Genomic DNA, 16,716 nt, shown 5'->3' on the forward strand with positions numbered 1-16,716 from the left:
GCCCGTCACATGAGCAGGTCGCGCAGCCGGCGGTGCTCCAGGAACTCCGACTGGTCGATCGGGACGACCATCCCCTTGCCGTAGTCGAGGCGCGGGGCCTCGACCGACACCATCCGGGTCATCAACTGGAGCGGCTGGAGGCCGTCGTGGGAGCCGCCGAGCCGGAACAGCGGCGACAGGCCGGCCTCGACGAACCGGCAGGCGCCGCGCCGGGCCAGCTCGTCGCGCAGCCGTTCGTGCAGCGACCACGGGGCCAGGCCGACGGTCTGGACGGTCGGGTCGACCCACTGGGCCACCTCGGCGAGGTCGGCCACCGGATGGACGAACACGGTGCGGGCGGGGGGCAGTTCGGTGACCGTGGCCGGGTCGGTGATCAGGATCGATCCCCAGGAGCCGGTGCGGGTCCGCCCGCCGAGGAACTGCTGGGCGGCGACCTCCATCGACGCCTGGGCGGCCTCGTCGGCGGTGACCGAGGTGCGCGGCAGCATGTCCTCGTAGCGCTCCAGCTCGCTCTGGAGCCGGTCGGCGAACTCCTCGGGTTCGGCGTCGGTGAACACCTGGTGGGTGGAGAAGCAGGCGCGCTGTTCGTACATCGACGCGTCGTGGGCGACGCCGCGGGCGGCCCGCGCCATGTCGGCGTCCTTGCCGACGACGGTGAAGCTGCGCCGGGGGCCGTAGGGGACGACGACCGCCTCGGGCGAGCAGTTGCGGTAGGCGGCCTCGACGGCCTCCGCGCCGCCCCACGCGCAGATCACCTCGGCGTTCGCGAGGAGTCCGCGGCCCAGTTCGCTGTCCCGTTCCCAGAACACCGCGCTCACCGAGCGGGTCACCGGGTGGTCGGGGTCGATGTCGGTGAAGCTCTGCGCCAGCACGACCGCGGTGACGGGCTCGCCCGCGGCGTACTTGAGCACCGAGGTGTTCTTGGTGAGCAGCGCGCGGACCAGCGAGACCGTGGTGGAGTAGGGGACGTTGCCCGGCAGGATGTGCACGCTGCGACCGCGCGGGTAGGCCCGCACCTCGGCGTCCTCGCGGGGGATCCAGCGGTCCATGATCTGCCGGTGGCCCAGCTCGACGGCCACCATGTCGTGCAGGTGCCCGTGCGCGCGCAGCGTCGTCGAGATCAGGTCGGCCTCGGCGTCGGCCATCTGCTGCGAGTAGCCGTGCATGCGCTTGAGTTCACGGATGTAGAGCCGGCGGCGGGCGTACTCCTCGTTGTTCCACAGGTGACCGATCCGGTTGAGGTAGGCGACGATCTCCTGCAACGGGGTCTCGGCGAGGTCGGTCGGCGGGCGGTGCAGCTGCTCGGCGAGGGCCGGGGTCAGCCGCGGGACCGCGGTGCGCGCGCCGTTCGGGAACTCCAGCACGCGGGCGTCGGCGTCGGGCTCGACGCGCCGTCCCCACACCATGAACGGATGGTTCTTGACCTTCGTGGGCGCCGGCGGCGCCATATGACCGGCCACAGCGGTCACCCCTCCTTCGACAGACGGTTGTGTGGGTCCCAGGTGCCGCGCAGCACGCTGAACGCCTCCGCCGCGGCGGTGTCGGCGTGCGCCCCGAACAGCTCGGCCTGGAGGGCGATGGCCTTGAGCGAGCGCGGGTGGGGGAAGTCGCGCAGCTCCGAGGCGTAGGCGCGCATCGCGTCGAGCTTGCAGGCCAGCGTGTCGCTGATGTCGCTGTAGACGGCCGGTACGAAGGGGTCGCGGCCCGCGTAGCCGGCGTCGGTGGCCGACAGCGTGGCGAACCCCAGCAGCCAGCGCACCGGGCTCGCGTGCGGCCGGCACGCGATCATGCAGGCGCGGGCCGTCAGCTCGTGGTCGACGTTGAGGTCGCCGCTGTGGTGGGTGTAGACGGTCTCGGGGGCGAGCCGTTCGACGACCGCGCCGACCTGCTGGGCCAGCGTCAGCAGCGGGTAGGTGTCGAGCCGGTTGTCGTCGAGGTCGAGCCGGTGGACCGCTCGCGCGCCCAGGGCGGCGCGGGAGGCCGCGGTCTCCTCGGCCGACAGGGCCGCGCTGCCCTCGGGGTCCGGGTCCCCGGCCCGTGACGTCTTGCCCTCGGCGAGGATCAGGACGTGCACCTCGTCGCCTGCCCTGGCGTGCCGGGCCAGCGTGCCGCCCGGGCCGATCACCTCGTCGTCGGGATGGGCGACGACGGCGAGCACCGTGCTCATGACGGGGTCCCCCTGACGATGTCGGCGCTCTCCGGCCCGCAGTTCATCAACAGGTCCAGCACCGACAGGTGCGAGACGAACCCGTCGCCGGCCTGCGGGTAGACCGGGTGCGCGTAGTGGAAGGAGTCGATCCGCAGGCCTTCCAGGCCGGCGGGGTCCAGGTAGTTCGCGGCCTGCGGTCCGGCGATGAACGCGTCGGCGCCGAACCGCTCGCACAGCAGCGGGATGATCGTCTGGCGGTCGAACTCCGGCAGGCCGAGCCGGGAGATCCGGTGCACGGGGCAGTCGATCTTGAGCTGGTCGAGGCAGTAGTCGATGAACGGCAGGCAGACCTCGTCGAGGGTGGTGAACCCGGTGGCGTAGTAGGCCTCCAGGAAGTCCGCGTGCAGCCGGAAGTAGGGGGCCCGGCGGTAGGCCATCTGGACGGCCTTCCAGTGCCGGCGCCGCCAGCCGTCGTCGACGAGGCGCACCTCGTCGAGCGGCCGTGCGGCCCGCAGGTCCTCGTGGGCGAGCGGGATGGTCAGGAGCTGCTCGCCGTTCGGGCCGCCGATCTTGTTGCGGTTGAGCATGTTCCGCCGGCCGATGCGGCTGCGGTCGTGGAGGACGAAGAGGTCCGAGCGGGCGATCTTGGCGAAGTAGCCCAGCCAGGGCAGATAGGCCGGCTGGTGCGCGCTGATGATCATCGGGTCCCCTCCCTGTCCGTGCGCGCCCCGTTCCGGCCTCGCGCCCCGTTCCGGCCTCGCGCCCCGTCCCGCGCCGTGCGCTCCCCGTCCCGCCACCGGACGAGGCGTGACGCGGCGGCCACCGCTCCCCAGCCCGTCTTGAACCGCGCCTGTCCCTCGCCGGCCGCCGCGCCGAGGTCGACGGTGCCGACGCCGCGGGCGGCCAGCTCGGTGAGCGCCGACCAGAAGGCGAGGTGCCCGGCGTTGGCGATCCGGCCGCGCTCGCTGGTGAGCTGCATGAGGTGGAACGCGCCCTGCGCCCCCGCCGCCCCCGACCCGCCCGCCGCCGGCTCGCCCAGCGCGAACACCGACGCCGCCTGGACGCCGCCGTCCTCGTCGAGGACCACCGTGGTGACGGCCTGTGCCCCGCCGGCCCCGTCGACCTCACCGGCCCCGCCGACCAGCGGCGCGAGGTCCGTCGCGGTCACCGCCGAGGCGACGCCGTGGCGGGACAGCGTCTCCCGGTACAGGCGGAGCAGGTCGTCCTCGTGGCCGGGCGTCGCGGCCGTGGCGACGAGGCCGAGCGCGCCCGCCCGCCGCACCGCGGTACGGCAGTTGCCCCTGGCCGCCGTCCACACCGCCCCCGCGTCCCCGTCGAGGCGCAGGAGGTAGGTGTCCCGGCCGGGCCGGGCCGGCCACCGCTCGCTCCGCCGGTCCACGCCGGGGAACGCGCCGCGCGGCGGGAGGAGCGTGGTCAGCTGCGTCAGTCCCCGGTCACGGCACACGGCCTCGGCGAGGTCCGCGAAGTCCACCGGCCGCCCCCGTAGGTCGGCGGAGGCGGGCAGCGAACCGTAGCCGTAGCAGCCGATCTGCCCCCGGTCGCCGGACACGCACAGCGGCACCAGCACCTCGTCGCCGGGCCCCCAGCGCACGGCCGTCGGCACGAACCGCAGCCCCGGCGCGTCGGCCAGCCCGAGGGCGAGCAAGTCGCGGCGCGCGAACGGCAGTTCCGCCCGCGCTCGGGTCAGCCGGACGTCCCACGCGGACTCCGACAGCACCGACACGGCGGCCCTCTCCCGCAGTTCAGCCACGGCCGGCCTCCTCGTCCCGCACCGACCGGTCGGCCGCGATCATCGCCCGCACCAGCGACGTCGCCGTGAGCCGCGGCTGCGGCTGCTTCGCCACCGTCAGCACGCGCGGCCACAGGGCATCCGCGGCGGTCATCGGACCCGCCGCGAACCGTGCGTACGGGGCGAGTTCGTGCAGCGGGAAGTAGTTCCAGGTGCTGGGCACGCCGTGTTCGGCCAGGGCACGGGCGAACGCGAAGCGCTGACCGGGCCGTTGGAAGAGCAGATCGATGCCCGGCCCGAGTGCGGGGTCGGCGTCGATCAGCCGGCAGGTCGTCAGGTGGGTCTTCACCGCGGTGCGGACCCGTTCGTGCAGGGCGGCGGCCTCGGCCGCGACGCCGGACGCGGTCCGCAGCAGCGCGGTCGCAGCAGCGACCTCCCAGCGGGACGGGGCGTCCTGGCCCACCCGGCCCGCCTCGGCCGGCAGATGGTCGGCCTTGGTGTGCGACCAGCCGGGCGTCCGGGCCTCGGCGCGCCGGACGGCGGCCCGGACGACGCCGGGGGCGTGCGCCACGAGCCGCGCGGCCACCGCCCGCCGCAGCGGGCCCGGGTCGAAGCCGCGCCGCAGCCGCGCCCCGTCGCCGACGGGCGCCGAGGTGAGGAGCGCGCCGCCGCCGAGCCCGCCGAGCGGCTTGCCCTCGCCGAAGCTGAGCACGAGCGGACAGCCTGCGTCGCGGAAGCGGCGGAGCAGGTCCGGCGAGACGCAGGCCTGCGCCAGGTCGAGCACCACCGTGCCGCCGCGCTCCTCGATCCGCTCGGCGTGCGCGGACCACTCGTCCAGACCGAGCCCGTTGGTCAGCACGACCGCGCGGCCCGTGAGGTCCACCGAGGCGAACGACGGGCCCCGGACGGGGTCCGCGTCCACCAGCACCGGCCGCAGGCCCGCCGCGAGGACGGCGTCGGCCACGGCGGGGCAGTTGAAGGTGGACAGCACGGCCTCCTCGGCGCCGGTCCGCCGCAGCGCGAGGGCGAGCGCGGCGCGCCCGGTCGCGGTCAGCGCGCACGCCGTCCGTCCGGAGTGCTCGCGCAGCCGGGCGGCCAGTTCCGTACGGGCGGGCCGGGGCCGGGCCGCGGCGAGCGCGGTCGCGGCCAGGCGGCCCGTCGTCATGCGGGACGGGTGGAGGTAGCCGACCGGGCGGCGCGGCGGGGGCGCGTACCAGAGGTCGGACGGCTCGGTCCGGTCGAGGATCACGGTCGCGGGGCCCCCGCCGTCTCGTCGCGGTGGCGCGGCCAGTCGGTGCGCCGCAGGCGCAGGGGCATCTCGCCGGATCCGGCGCGGACCCACTCGATGGTCTCGCGCAGCCCGCTCTCGAAGTCGCGGCTGGGCCGGTAGCCGAGCAGGGTGCGGGCCTTGGTCAGGTCGGGCCGGCGCGACCGGATGTCGGGCCCGGTGTGCGGGACGTGCTCGACGGGTGCGCCGGTGCCGCTCAACTCGGCCGTGAGTCGCGCCAGTTCGGACACGGTGACGTCGTTGGTGTCGTCGCCGACGTTGAAGGCCTCGCCGACGGCGGCCGGGGTGAGCAGGGCGCGGATCAGACCGGCGGCGAAGTCCTCGGCGTGGCACCAGGCCCGCGACTGCGAGCCGTCGCCGTGGACGGTGATCGGCTGTCCGGCTACGGCCTGCGCGGCGAGGACCCCGACCGCGTACGCGCCGGTCCTGAGCGGGCCGTAGACGTTGAAGGGGCGCACGATCGCGTAGGGCAGGCCGTCCTCGGTGCCCCGGGCGGCGGTCATCGACTCCGCCGTGACCTTGCTGACGGCGTAGGACCAGCGCGGGTCGTCGGCCCGTACCGACAGCCACTCGTTCTCCTGCGCGCCCTTGGCGTCGCTGCCGTACACCTCGCTGGTGCTGAGCAGCAGGAAGCGGCGCAGCCGGGGGTTGCGGACGGCGTAGTCCAGGGCGACGGCGGTGCCGTCGACGTTGACGCGCAGGGTCTCGCGGGGCGCGCTGCGCACCTTGGCGACGCCGAGCAGCGCCGCCGCGTGGATCACGTGGTCGACCTCGCCGAACCGGTCGAGCGAGCCGCGCTCGGTGACGTCGGCCCGGCCGGTCTCCACGGCGTCCTCGTGCAGCACCCCGGACAGCCAGGCGGGCGTGCCCTCGGGGTCCCGGTTGTCGACCAGGACGACTCGGTGGCCGGACCGGACCAGACCGGCGGCGACCCAGGTCGCCAGGAAGCCGAATCCGCCGGTGATCAGGGTGCGCGGCGCGCTGTCGTGCGGCTTGCTCATGCCCTCCCCCTCGCGTGGGTCGATCCGTGCACGATCGCGGTGACGGCGTCGACGACTCGGTCGCAGTCCTCGTCGGTCATCCCGCGCCACAGCGGCAGCGAGACCAGGCCGGGGAAGGCGGCGTCCATGGCGGTGAACGGCGTCGTGAGCCGCGGGCCGGCGTCGGCGAACGCCGGCAGCCGGTGCAGCGGCGTGTAGTGCACCTGGCATCTGATCCGCCGGTCGAGGAAGCGGGCCAGCAGGTCCTTCTTGGCCATGCCGAGGCCCTCGACGTCGAAGACGACGGGAAACAGATGGTGCGCGGAGCCGGTGCGCCGCTCCCCGGGGACGGCGCGCACGAACGGCAGCCCGTCCAGCAGGGCGTGGTAGCGCGCGGCCAGCCGGGCGCGTTCGCGCCGGGACTCCTCCGCCCGGCCCGCCTGGACGACCCCGACGGCCGCGTGGAACTCCGACAGCCGCAGGTTCAGTCCGGGGGCCTGGATCGTGTACGGCCAGGGACCGTGGTCGTCGGTGTGCGGGCCGGCCGGCTCCATGTTGTGGTTGCGCAACGCCCTTAGTTCGCGCAGCAGTTCGGGGTCAGCGGTGCTCACCGCGCCGCCCTCGCCGGTGGCGATCGGCTTGGCCGGGTGGAAGCTGAAGTAGGCGGCGCGGGAGGCGGGCCAGGACCCCACCGGCCGGGTGCCGTCGTAGGTGGCGCCGGCCGCGTGGCAGGCGTCCTCGACCAGGTCCGCGCCGTAGCGCTCGCACAGGGCGGTCAGCGCGGCCATGTCGGCGCTGTGGCCCGCGTAGTGCACCGGCACCACGACGATCCTGGCGTAGTCGCGGTGGACGCGGTCCAGGAGTTCGCCGAGGCTCGCGGGGCACACGGTGAGGTCGTCGGCGCTCACGTCGCACAGGCCGACGTCCCAGCCGAGCAGCCTCGCCGAGGCGGGGGCGGCGGCGAAGTTGAGGGTCGGCGTCACCAGCAGCTTCGGCCCGGACACGGTGCGGCCGAGCGCGTGCAGCAGGGCGTGGACGGCGCCGGTGCCGCTCGACAGGGTGACGGTGGGCGCGCCGGTCAGGCGGCGGAGTTCCTCCTCGAACCGCGGGACCTGGGCGCCGTTGGTCCAGAAGCCGGACTCCAGCGTCGTCATCAGGGCCGCGGCTTCCTCGGCGTCCCAGTGGGGGCGGGCGTAGGGGAGTTCGGGCTCAGGCATCGCCGCTCCTCGTACAGTCGACGCGGGCCGCCAGTTCCGGGACGGACGCCAGCCAGTCGTAGGTCTCCCAGCAGTTCTTGCGGCTCTCGTAGTCGCTCTCCTGCACCTCGAACACGACGCCGACCGCGCGCGCCGCACCCGCCTCTTCCGCGTCGCCGATCGCCGCGTCGAGCGCCGCCGCGAGCATGCCCGCGAGCAGGTCGGGCGGGACGTCGCCGGCCAGCGGCGGGACGCCCTCGCGGCACTGGTCCGGCCAGGTCGGCATGGCGTGCCCGGAGAAGGACGAGAAGTGCACGTGCTTGAGCGGCAGCGCGGGCAGTTCGAACGGCGGCACGGGGTCCGGGCGCTGCTCCAGCCGCGCGGTCGCGGTCAGCGTCGAGTACGTCACCGCCCAGTGGCAGACGTCCCAGGTGACGCCGACGCGGTCCGAGCCGAGCGCGGCGAGCGGGGCGAAGTCCGAGGGGCGCACGAAGACCGAGTCGAAGTCGATGCCCTGCGCGCCGATGACCGGCATGTTCTCGACGCCGATCCAGATCGGCGCGTCCCCGAGGTGCGCGTCGAGTTCGGCGATCCGGTCCACGACCCGGGCGCGGGCCCCCGCGAGGTCGAACGCGGGCCAGTCGGCCAGCGAGACGAACTGGTTGGCGTGCAGCACGACGCCCTGGGCGCCCGTCTCGGCGGCGAGGTCGCAGAAGCGGCGCAGCCGGTCGTAGGCGTCGCGGTCGGCGACCCAGTCGGCGTTCTCCGTCGGGAAGTGCAGGGTCAGCGCCCTCGCGCCGACATCGGACGCGTACCGCAGGTTGTCGCCCAGCGTCCGCCACTGGTCCTCGTGGACGAGGTCGTCGCCGTCGAAGACGTAGGCCTCGAGGCCGCCGAGCTCCCGGGCCCACCGGGTGTCGATCTGGCTGCGCCGCAGACCGTCGAAGGTCAGCCGCAGCGTGGCGCGCGCACCGCTCACAGCTGTTCGACCTCCGCCGCGTTGAGCATGCCCCGGCAGTCGAGGATCAGGTCGGCGGAGGCGAGCACCGTCTCGTAGTCGATCTCCTCGTGGTCGGTCACCAGCAGGACGGCGTCGGCGCCGCCGCACTCCTGGGCGGTCAGCTCGACGGCGGTGAACGTGTCGGAGACGATGTCGATGCCCAGCCACGGGTCGGTGACCTTGACCGTGGCGCCCAGGCTGACCAGTTCGGCGGCGATGGCGAGCGCGGGCGAGTTGCGGGAGTCCGCCACGCCCGACTTGAACGCCACGCCGAGGATGAGCACGGTGGCGCCCTGGAGGCCGCGGCCGCGCAGTTCCAGCGAGGCGGCCAGCCGCTGGATCACATGGCGCGGCATCGAGTCGTTGATCTCGGCCGCCGCGTTGAGGAGTTCGCTCTTGTGGCCCGCGGAGTTCAGCGCGTGGTTGAGGTAGTGCACGTTGTTGGGCAGGCAGTGCCCGCCGACGCCGGGCCCGTGGTGGAACGGCATGTAGCCGAACGGCTTGGTCGACGCGGCGGAGATCACCTCGCGCAGGCTGATGTTCATCTCCGACGTCGCCTTGCTCAGCTCGTTGACGAAGGCGATGTTGAGGTAGCGGAAGGTGTTCTCCAGCAGCTTGGTGAACTCGGCGACCTCGCAGCTGGAGACGGGCACGACCTCCTTGAAGACCGTGCCGTAGAAGGTGCGGATGGCGTCCAGGGACCGGTCGTCGAGGCCGGAGACCAGCTTGGGCACGTCGCAGAGCACGCTGTCGCGGCCGGGGTCGACCCGGTCGGGGCTGTAGGCGAAGAACACGTCGACGCCCGCCGTCAGGCCGGAGAGCCGTTCGAAGAGCGGCGCGATGTGCCGGCGGGTCGCGCCGGGGAAGATCGTCGACTCGATCACGATCAGGGCGCCCGGCCGCGCGACCTCGGCGACCTGCGCCAACGCGCGGTCCAGGGTGCTGAGATCGGGCTGCTTGTCCTCGGTCAGCGGAGTGGGCGTGGAGATCACGTAGACGTCGACCTCGGGCACGTCGGCCAGATCGGACACCGGCACGTACCGCTTGTTCCCGGTCTCTCTGCGCAGTTCCTCGTCGGTGACGTCGACGACGTACGACCGGCAGTCCCGCAGTGACTCGTAGCGGGCCGGATCGATCTCGACCGCGTACAGGGTGTGGCCCGAGGACGCGATGGCGATGGACAGCGGCAGACCCACGTAACCCTGCCCGATGGCTGCGACTCGCACGTTCCCCCCTTTCGTCTTTCGTCGTAATCGGAATCGGTCGTGGATCTCGTGGTGGTGGCGGCGTTCGTCGCCGGGCGGGCCGGCGGTCAGGGCCGGTCCGCGGTCGACGCCTCGCCTTCGAAGATGGGCAGTTCGGTGTCGGCTACGCGCAGGGAGCGCCGGTTGAACCGCTCCGCGGCGGCCACCGCCCCCAGCGAGGCCGCCGCCGCCAGCCCGGCGACCGCGCGGCCGCCGCGGGAGCGGGAGCGGACGCCGGCGAGCGCGGCGAGCGCCCCGCCGGTCAGGCCGAACCTGCTGAGCACGCCGGTCAGCGCGAGCGAGCCGACCGCCTCCTCGACATGGCCGCGCAGGCCCAGCCGGGAGTCGTCGCGGTAGCTCTTGGGCTTCACGTAGGTGACCGTGCTCATGCCGAGCCCGAGCGCGGCCATGATCGCGCCGACGTTGCCCTTGGTGAACGTCAGCGCGCCCAGCCGGCGGGCCACGTCCTGGCGCATGACGAAGAAGGAGCTGGCGCCGTGCGGGATCGGGCGCCGGCCGAAGCGGGTCTCCAGGAAGTAGAACACCGCCTGTCCGACCAGCAGTCGGGTCGGGTCGTCGCGCTTGCGGGTGGAGGTCACGCCGAACACCGCGGCGACGTCGGGCCCTTCCTGCTCCAGCGCGGCGACGAGCTGCGGCACCACCTCGGGCGGGGTCTGCATGTCGGCGTCGAGCACGCACACCATCGCTCCGCGCGCGGAGAGCATGCCGGCCTTGCTGGAGGCGGGCTGGCCGCAGTTGGGGCGGAGCTGGACCCAGCGGAACTCCGGTGTAGTGGACCGCAGTTCGGCGAGGATGCGCGGGGTGGAGTCGGTGCTGCCGTCGTCGACGGCGAGCACCTCGAAGGAGCGGCCCCAGTTCTTGCCGACCCGCACCGCCCGTTCCACGGCCTCCCGGGCGATGTCCTCCTCCTTGTACATGGGGATGACGAAGCTGAGGTCCACGCCGTCGGCCGAGTCGGTGTGGTGCTCGTTGAGTTTCCGGCTCATGTTGTCCCTACGGTTGTGACCGGCGCTGACGGCCGCCGCCCTGGGGCGGCCCGCGTCAGGCGGCTCGTTTGAAACTGACCATCATCTGGGCGGTGGGCGCGAACCTGGCGCGCAGGAAGTCGACGCCGGCGAAGAGCGCGGTCAGCGGCTCGTACACCCGGTTCATGTAGGCGGGCCGCTGAGGGGTGACCTTGATCCAGCCGCGGTCGCTGAGCCACGCCATCACGCTGATCGCCCACTGCGGGGCGCCCTGGGTGTAGTAGCTGTCCGACTTGGCGAGCCCCACCTGGCGGCCGAGCCGGTCGAGTCCGGGCTCGGTGAACAGGACGAAGTGGCGGGGGCAGTGCAGTCCGCCCCAGTTGCGGTGGCGGAAGAGCCGGGCGTCGACGGTGGCGGTGTTGGGCGTCTTCATCAGCAGGACGCCGTTCTCCGACAGCAGGCCCGCCATCGCGGCCATCACCCGGCGCGGGTCGGGCACGTGCTCGATGATGCTCATCATCAGGATCAGGTCGAACGGCTCGTCCGACGTGAACTCCTCGATGGGCATGCAGTGGTAGACGTGTCCCGCGGCCTCGGCCAGCGGAGCCGCCGCGGCCTGGAGGTCGACCTCGTGGGTGTCGGTCACCCGGCGGTCGGCGCGGCGGACCGTGGTGAGCAGCCAGCCGGCCCCGCCGCCGACGTCGAGCACCCGCAGCTTCTCGCCGGGGATGCCCTTGAGCACCTTGGCGAGCATGCGCACGTCGAGCCATTCCTTGACGCGCTCGGTGAAGGTGGTCGACTCGGCGATGCCGCCGTAGGAGTAGTAGTTGGGCGGGTAGATCTCGTCGAGCCGGTCGGCCGGCGGGGAGTCCAGGTAGACCGCGGTGCACGAGGGGCAGAGCGCGTAGTGGTACTCCTTGTCGCTGGTGAAGTACTCCTTGTCGTACGCCTTGGCGAACAGCTCGACCTCGGTCTCCCCGCAGACCGGGCACGCCATCAGTTTCTCAGCCATGACGGGCCTCCCTTATCAGCGTCCTGATGGCCGTTCCGTATCCGATGCGACTGGCGTCCATCTCCGCGGCGAGCGGGGTGCGGGACAGGAACTCCCCCATCTCCGGGAAGCGGGTGTACGAGATCGCCGGATCCCAGTGGTGCAGCAAGTGCTGGTTGAAGCCGGCCGAGCCGAAGGTCCGCGACACCGGTCCCGTCCCGAACAGCCGGTTGACCGGTCCGTGCGTCTCGACCGTGAAGTCGACGTCGCAGGGGGCCTCCAGATGCCGGTGCTCGACGACCGTCCGCACGGTCGCCAGCAGCGGGAAGACCGCGCCGACGGCGACGAGCCAGGTCAGCGCGCCGAGCGGGTGGCCCGCCAGGAGCAGCCCGGCGACGATCGCCGCGTGCACGGCGAACGAGCGCAGTGAGGCGAGCAGTCCGCTGGACGTGCGGCTCGACGTGCGGCCGGCGTTCTTGCGCTGCTCGCTGTGCCCGCGCTTGCGGAGCAGGACCTCCAGCACATGGATCCCGGTGACGGCCTTGAGCATGTTGAGGACCGAGAGACACAGGTGATAGGTGGTCTCGGTGTCCTCGTGGTCGCCGAGGTGGGCGTGGTGGGTCATGTGCGTGTAGCGGTAGTTGACGGTCGTGGAGCCGTAGAGGATCCACACGCACCAGTCGCCCAGCCGGTCGTTGAGCTTGCGGCTCGACGCCAGGTTGGTGTGCGCGGCCTCGTGGCCGAACAGGAACAGCGAGTGCATCCAGTAGCCGATCCAGCAGGCGGCGGGGACGACGAGCGCGGCGGTCGCCGCGGCCGGCAGCGTCCGTGAGGCGACGGGGACCGCGAGGAGGCCGGCGACCAGGGCCAGATGGCACAGGCCGATGTCGCGCCAGACGATCCCGTAGCGCGGCTTCAGCGTCTTGCGGTAGTCGACCCACCGCACCCCGTCCTCGGAGACGATCGACGGGAGGTGCGGCGAGCCCGGATTGCCCTTGCGCCGGGTCCCGCCCGTGGCCGGCTCCATGCGTTCATCCCCCTTGTGTCATACGGCTGTCCTGCGGGCCGCCGTGCGGCTGTCCGCGGACCGCGGAAACGACGTGGAAAGCACAACACGGCGGCCGACGGGCGGCCTGAGTAGTCACTACTCAATTGCGGGGACGGCCGTGACCTCGGGCGGCTGTCCGGCGGTCAGCAGTTCGGTGATCCGGAAGGCCAGGTCCAGGGACTGGTCGGGGTTCAGCCGCGGGTCGCACACCGAGCGGTAGCGGGTGGGCAGGTCGTCGAGGCCGACGTCCGGGCCGACGCACTCCGTCACGTCGTCCCCGGTCAGTTCCAGGTGAACGCCGCCGGGGTGGGCGCCCAGGCCGCGCAGGACCTCGAAGAACGCGGTGAGTTCGGCGAGGACGTCGTCGAAGCGGCGGGTCTTGTGGCCGGAGGGCGCGGTGACGGTGTTGCCGTGCATCGGGTCGCAGATCCACGCCACGGGCCGGCCCTCGGCCGTGACCCGCTCGACGAGGGCGGGCAGCGCGGCCCGGACGCGGTCCGCGCCCATGCGCGCCACCAGCGTGAGCCGTCCCGGCTCGCCGTCCGGGGAGAGCCGGTCGATCAGGCGCAGGAGGTCGTCCCCGGTGACGGTCGGCCCGACCTTCACCGCGATCGGGTTGCTGATCCGGGCGAAGTACGCCACGTGCGCGCCGTCGAGCTGCCGGGTACGCTCGCCGATCCACAGCAGATGACCCGAGGTGGCGTAGGCGCGTCCGGTGGCCGGGTCGACGCGGGTCAGCGCCGATTCGTAGTCCAGCAGGAGCCCTTCGTGCGACATGAACAGCTCGCCGGGCGTGTACCAGCCGTCGGCGCCGGTGAAGCCGCCCGCGCGTTCGATCTCCTTGGCGAGGACCGCGTGCCGGGCCCGCTCCGGGGAGGCGTGGGCGAAGCTCAGGACGCGCTCCAGGGCGTAGGCGGGGTCGGCGTGCTCGCCGCTGCCGTACGCCCTGACGAGGTTCAGGGTGGCGGCGGAGGCGTGGTAGACGCGGAGCATGCGGTGCGGGTCGGGGACGCGGTCGGCGGCCGTGAAGGCGTGGCCGTTGACCGCGTCGCCCCGGTAGACCGGCAGTTCCACGCCGTCGCGGACCTCGGTGGGGGCCGAGCGCGGCTTGGCGTACTGGCCGGCCATCCGCGCGACCGTGACCGTCGGCAGCGACATCGCGTAGCCGAGGACGGTGGCGAGCTGCTGGAGCAGGCTCGCGCTGCGGCCGAGGGCGGCGGCGTCGACCGCGTCCAGGGACTCGGCGCAGTCGCCGCCCTGGACGAGGAACGCCTCGCCGCGGGTGACCGCGGCGAGCCGGCCGGTGAGCCGGTCGCACTCGCGCGGCACCACGAGCGGCAGGCTCGCCGCCAGCGCGGCGACCGCCTCGTCGCGGGCGGCCGGGTCCGGCCACCGGGGCTGCTGTCCGGCGGGCAGCGCGCGCCAGTCCTGCGCGGCCTGCGTGACCTGCGTGACCTGCGTCGCCTGTGCGGGCGGCGTGGCGTGCGCGTCCGCCGCCGGGTCCGTCGGGGAGTGCGTCAGGGGGGTCACGCGGTGAGCTCCGCTCCGTGCGGCACCGGCGCGAGCGCCCCGGTGACCAGGCCGTCGAGGATCGCCGAGCCGTGGCGGGTCATCACGGACTCGGGGTGGAACTGCACGGAGGTGAAGCCGGGGCCGCGCAGCGCGTGCACCTCGCCGGTGGCGGGGTCGTGCGCCACCTCCACGGGCCCCGGGCACAGCGGGCCGGTCAGCAGCGCGCCGTCGGAGCGGGCGGTGAACGTGTTGTAGAAGTAGACCGGCTCCGGGACGCCGAACAGGTCGATCGTGCGGCGCACGCCCTGGTGGGGGAAGTCCAGCCGGCGCAGCGGCAGTCCGAGCAGCGAGCACAGGATCTGGTGGCTCAGGCACACGGACACGAACGGGATGCGCAGGTTGAGCAGGCTGCCGGTGACGGCGCGCAGATGCGCGATCTTGGGGTGGGTGGCGTCGCGCGGGTCGCCTGGCCCTGGGCCGAGCACGACGAGGTCGTAGCCGCTGATCCGGTACGGCTCGTCGAAGCGGCGGACGGTCACGTCCCAGCCGAGGCTGCGCAGTTGGAGCGCGCTCATCGCGGTGAACGTGTCCTCGGCGTCGACGATCAGCAGCTTGCCGCGCGCTCCCGGCCGGGCCGGGGCGGGGGCGAGCCAGAAGTCCGACAGCGGGGCGTTGCGCCGGTCGAGGGCGGCCCGGATCCGCGGGTGTCCGTCGAGTCCGGCGGGGCGGCGGGTGCGGGCCGGCCGGTGCAGGGCGTCGAGCAGTCCGGCCGCCTTCGCCCGGGTCTCGGCGGCCTCGGCGGCCGGGTCGGAGTCGCGTACGAGGGTGGCGCCGACGCCGATCCGCATCCGGCCCGCCGCGTCCACGTCCGCCGTCCTGATCATGATGGCCGAGTCCATGCGCCGGCGGTTCGCGGCGTCGCGGCCGATCAGCGCGGCCACGCCGGAGTAGTAGCCGCGGCCCGCCGGCTCGAATCTGGCGATGACCCGGCAGGCGCTCTCCACCGGGCTGCCGGTCACCGTGGGCGCGAGGAGCGTCTCGCGCAGGATCTCGCGTACGTCGCGGTGGCTGTGCCCGACGATGCGGTACTCGGTGTGGGCGAGGTGGGCCATCTCCTTCAGGTTCGGCCCGACCACATGCGCGTCGTCGCACACGCGGCTCATCATCTTCAGTTCCTCGTCGAGCACCATGTACAGCTCGTTGGTCTCCTTGCCGTCGGCGAGGAACTCCAGCACCCGGGAGGGGGTCGGGCCGTCGTCCGGGTAGCGGTAGGTGCCGCTGATCGGGTTCATCACCGCGACGCCGTCGTCGAGGCTGACGTGCCGTTCGGGGCTCGCGCCGATGAAGGTGCGCTCCCCGGTGTGGACGAGGAACGTCCAGTACGCGCCGGGCTCCCCGCGCAGCAGCCGGCCCCACAGGGCCAGCGCCGTGCGCACCGACCAGGCGGGGATCTCGGTGAGGTAGGTGCGCTTGAGGACGAAGTTGGCTCCGGAGCCGTGTCCGATCTCCTCGGCGAGGACCCGGCGCACGAGGTCGCCGTAGGCCTCGTCGTCCAGGTCGAAGCCGCCCTCGCCGGTCTCGACGGGCCAGCGCAGCACCAGGTCGAGCACCTCGTCGACGGGCAGCAGGCTCTGCTCGCGCACGGACATGGCGAGGACGGGCTCGCCGTCGTCGTGGTGGTCGTAGCCGCGCTCGCCGATCACCCGGTACGGCAGCACGGCGAGCACCTCGTGGGCGCCGGGCGCGCCGAGGTCGGGCACGGGCAGCTCGGCGGTGCCGGCGACCTGGGTGAACTCGCCGGTGAGCAGGTCGACATGGCCGGGCGTGCCGCTCTCGGGGCGGTGCAGCACCGCGAACGGGCGGCCGGAGTCGGCCAGTTCCTCCAGTGCGGTCACTCGGGGCCTCCCACGGGCGCGAGGGCCGGCGCCGACAGCGCCTGGAGCACGGTGGCGGTCGGCAGGGTGACGGCGCACCGGGTCGCCGCGTACTCGAGGGCCATCCGGTGGTGCTCGGCGGTGAAGTCGGCGACCGCGTCGGCGACGACGAAGGGCTGGACGTCGTGCGCGAAGGCGTCGCACGCGGTGAGGAGGATGCCCACGTGGGCGTAGACCCCGCAGATCACCAGCTGGTCGCGGCCCCGCTCACGGAGCAGGTCGAGCAGGCCGGTGCGGTGGAAGGCGCTGGCCCGCCACTTGGTCAGGACGGTGTCCTGCGCGCCGGGCGCGACCGCCTCGGGGATGCCGCGGTCCGCCGGGGCCCCGGACATGCCGGCGCCCCAGAAGTCCTGGAGCAGCCCGCGCTGCTCGGGCGTCATGCCGCCGGGCTGTGCCGTGTACACGACGGGCACGTCGAGCGCGGCGCATCGCTCGCGCAGCGCGGCGACGTGGGCCACGAGGTCGGTGCGCGGCTGGGCGGCCTCGGCGAACGGGGCGAGGAAGTAGTGCTGCATGTCGTGCACGAGCAGCACCGCCCGGCGCGGGTCGACGGTCCAGGAGGCGGTGTTCGCCGGGAGGTCGGCGGGGTGCGGCATCGGATACGGGTCGATCGGCGCGATCGCCACGTCGGTCTTCCT

General features: G+C 73.4%; 15 protein-coding genes. All 15 read right to left on the minus strand.

Annotated elements, in window-relative coordinates; genetic code table 11:
* Window positions 1-5: 5 nt before the first annotated feature.
* The 15 genes from ACFYX4_RS37595 to ACFYX4_RS37665 all read right to left on the minus strand — a co-directional run bounded on the left by ACFYX4_RS37595 (window position 6) and on the right by ACFYX4_RS37665 (window position 16,704).
* Window positions 6-1,469 carry an aldehyde dehydrogenase family protein gene (locus ACFYX4_RS37595; protein WP_389343771.1) on the minus strand — a complete coding sequence of 488 codons (1,464 nt, stop codon included), beginning with the start codon at window positions 1,467-1,469 and terminating at the stop codon, window positions 6-8.
* Window positions 1,466-2,167, minus strand: coding sequence for a PIG-L deacetylase family protein (locus tag ACFYX4_RS37600; protein ID WP_389343774.1), 702 nt, complete (start codon window positions 2,165-2,167; stop codon window positions 1,466-1,468). The genes ACFYX4_RS37595 and ACFYX4_RS37600 overlap by 4 nt, the downstream gene beginning before the upstream one ends.
* Window positions 2,164-2,850 (minus strand): WbqC family protein, encoded by a 687-nt coding sequence (locus tag ACFYX4_RS37605; protein WP_389343777.1) that lies wholly within the window; start codon window positions 2,848-2,850, stop codon window positions 2,164-2,166. Before ACFYX4_RS37605 ends, ACFYX4_RS37600 begins: the two co-directional genes overlap by 4 nt.
* On the minus strand, window positions 2,847-3,920 hold the full coding sequence (locus tag ACFYX4_RS37610; RefSeq protein ID WP_389343780.1) for a hypothetical protein: 1,074 nt from the start codon (window positions 3,918-3,920) through the stop codon (window positions 2,847-2,849). The genes ACFYX4_RS37605 and ACFYX4_RS37610 overlap by 4 nt, the downstream gene beginning before the upstream one ends.
* Entirely contained in the window at window positions 3,913-5,148 is a 1,236-nt protein-coding gene (locus ACFYX4_RS37615; protein ID WP_389343783.1) for a DegT/DnrJ/EryC1/StrS family aminotransferase, read from the minus strand. The genes ACFYX4_RS37610 and ACFYX4_RS37615 overlap by 8 nt, the downstream gene beginning before the upstream one ends.
* Window positions 5,145-6,188 (minus strand): NAD-dependent epimerase/dehydratase family protein, encoded by a 1,044-nt coding sequence (locus tag ACFYX4_RS37620; protein WP_389343786.1) that lies wholly within the window; start codon window positions 6,186-6,188, stop codon window positions 5,145-5,147. Before ACFYX4_RS37620 ends, ACFYX4_RS37615 begins: the two co-directional genes overlap by 4 nt.
* On the minus strand, window positions 6,185-7,384 hold the full coding sequence (locus ACFYX4_RS37625) for a DegT/DnrJ/EryC1/StrS family aminotransferase (protein ID WP_389343789.1): 1,200 nt from the start codon (window positions 7,382-7,384) through the stop codon (window positions 6,185-6,187). The genes ACFYX4_RS37620 and ACFYX4_RS37625 overlap by 4 nt, the downstream gene beginning before the upstream one ends.
* The gene (locus ACFYX4_RS37630; RefSeq protein ID WP_389343792.1) at window positions 7,377-8,342 is read right to left on the minus strand and encodes a sugar phosphate isomerase/epimerase family protein; all 966 of its coding nucleotides are present in this window, start codon (window positions 8,340-8,342) and stop codon (window positions 7,377-7,379) included. Before ACFYX4_RS37630 ends, ACFYX4_RS37625 begins: the two co-directional genes overlap by 8 nt.
* Window positions 8,339-9,589 (minus strand): nucleotide sugar dehydrogenase, encoded by a 1,251-nt coding sequence (locus ACFYX4_RS37635; protein ID WP_389343795.1) that lies wholly within the window; start codon window positions 9,587-9,589, stop codon window positions 8,339-8,341. The genes ACFYX4_RS37630 and ACFYX4_RS37635 overlap by 4 nt, the downstream gene beginning before the upstream one ends.
* Window positions 9,590-9,675: 86 nt before the next feature.
* Window positions 9,676-10,614: a glycosyltransferase gene (locus ACFYX4_RS37640; RefSeq protein ID WP_389343798.1), complete on the minus strand. Its 939-nt coding sequence runs from the start codon at window positions 10,612-10,614 to the stop codon at window positions 9,676-9,678.
* A 55-nt stretch (window positions 10,615-10,669) separates the two neighbouring features.
* Window positions 10,670-11,605 carry a class I SAM-dependent methyltransferase gene (locus ACFYX4_RS37645; RefSeq protein ID WP_389343801.1) on the minus strand — a complete coding sequence of 312 codons (936 nt, stop codon included), beginning with the start codon at window positions 11,603-11,605 and terminating at the stop codon, window positions 10,670-10,672.
* Window positions 11,598-12,611 carry a fatty acid desaturase family protein gene (locus tag ACFYX4_RS37650; protein ID WP_389343804.1) on the minus strand — a complete coding sequence of 338 codons (1,014 nt, stop codon included), beginning with the start codon at window positions 12,609-12,611 and terminating at the stop codon, window positions 11,598-11,600. The genes ACFYX4_RS37645 and ACFYX4_RS37650 overlap by 8 nt, the downstream gene beginning before the upstream one ends.
* Before the next feature lie 117 nt (window positions 12,612-12,728).
* The gene (locus tag ACFYX4_RS37655; RefSeq protein WP_389343884.1) at window positions 12,729-14,153 is read right to left on the minus strand and encodes a 3-deoxy-7-phosphoheptulonate synthase class II; all 1,425 of its coding nucleotides are present in this window, start codon (window positions 14,151-14,153) and stop codon (window positions 12,729-12,731) included.
* Between the two features lie 5 nt (window positions 14,154-14,158).
* A complete protein-coding gene (locus ACFYX4_RS37660; protein ID WP_389343807.1) occupies window positions 14,159-16,039 on the minus strand; it encodes an anthranilate synthase family protein in 1,881 nt (626 codons plus the stop codon).
* A complete protein-coding gene (locus ACFYX4_RS37665; protein WP_389343810.1) occupies window positions 16,036-16,704 on the minus strand; it encodes an isochorismatase family protein in 669 nt (222 codons plus the stop codon). The genes ACFYX4_RS37660 and ACFYX4_RS37665 overlap by 4 nt, the downstream gene beginning before the upstream one ends.
* Between the last annotated feature and the right edge of the window lie 12 nt (window positions 16,705-16,716).

Origin of the sequence: Streptomyces sp. NPDC002328 (genome assembly GCF_042890065.1) — a bacterium.
Classification (GTDB): Bacteria; Actinomycetota; Actinomycetes; order Streptomycetales; family Streptomycetaceae; genus Streptomyces.

Excerpts from the sequence above, each read along its gene's own strand:
- ACFYX4_RS37605 (WP_389343777.1), bottom strand. The coding sequence starts at position 2,850 with ATGATCATCAGCGCGCACCAGCCGGCCTATCTGCCCTGGCTGGGCTAC.
- ACFYX4_RS37640 (WP_389343798.1), bottom strand. The coding sequence starts at position 10,614 with ATGAGCCGGAAACTCAACGAGCACCACACCGACTCGGCCGACGGCGTG.
- ACFYX4_RS37625 (WP_389343789.1), bottom strand. The coding sequence starts at position 7,384 with ATGCCTGAGCCCGAACTCCCCTACGCCCGCCCCCACTGGGACGCCGAG.
- ACFYX4_RS37600 (WP_389343774.1), bottom strand. The coding sequence starts at position 2,167 with ATGAGCACGGTGCTCGCCGTCGTCGCCCATCCCGACGACGAGGTGATC.
- ACFYX4_RS37650 (WP_389343804.1), bottom strand. The coding sequence starts at position 12,611 with ATGGAGCCGGCCACGGGCGGGACCCGGCGCAAGGGCAATCCGGGCTCG.
- ACFYX4_RS37645 (WP_389343801.1), bottom strand. The coding sequence starts at position 11,605 with ATGGCTGAGAAACTGATGGCGTGCCCGGTCTGCGGGGAGACCGAGGTC.
- ACFYX4_RS37620 (WP_389343786.1), bottom strand. The coding sequence starts at position 6,188 with ATGAGCAAGCCGCACGACAGCGCGCCGCGCACCCTGATCACCGGCGGA.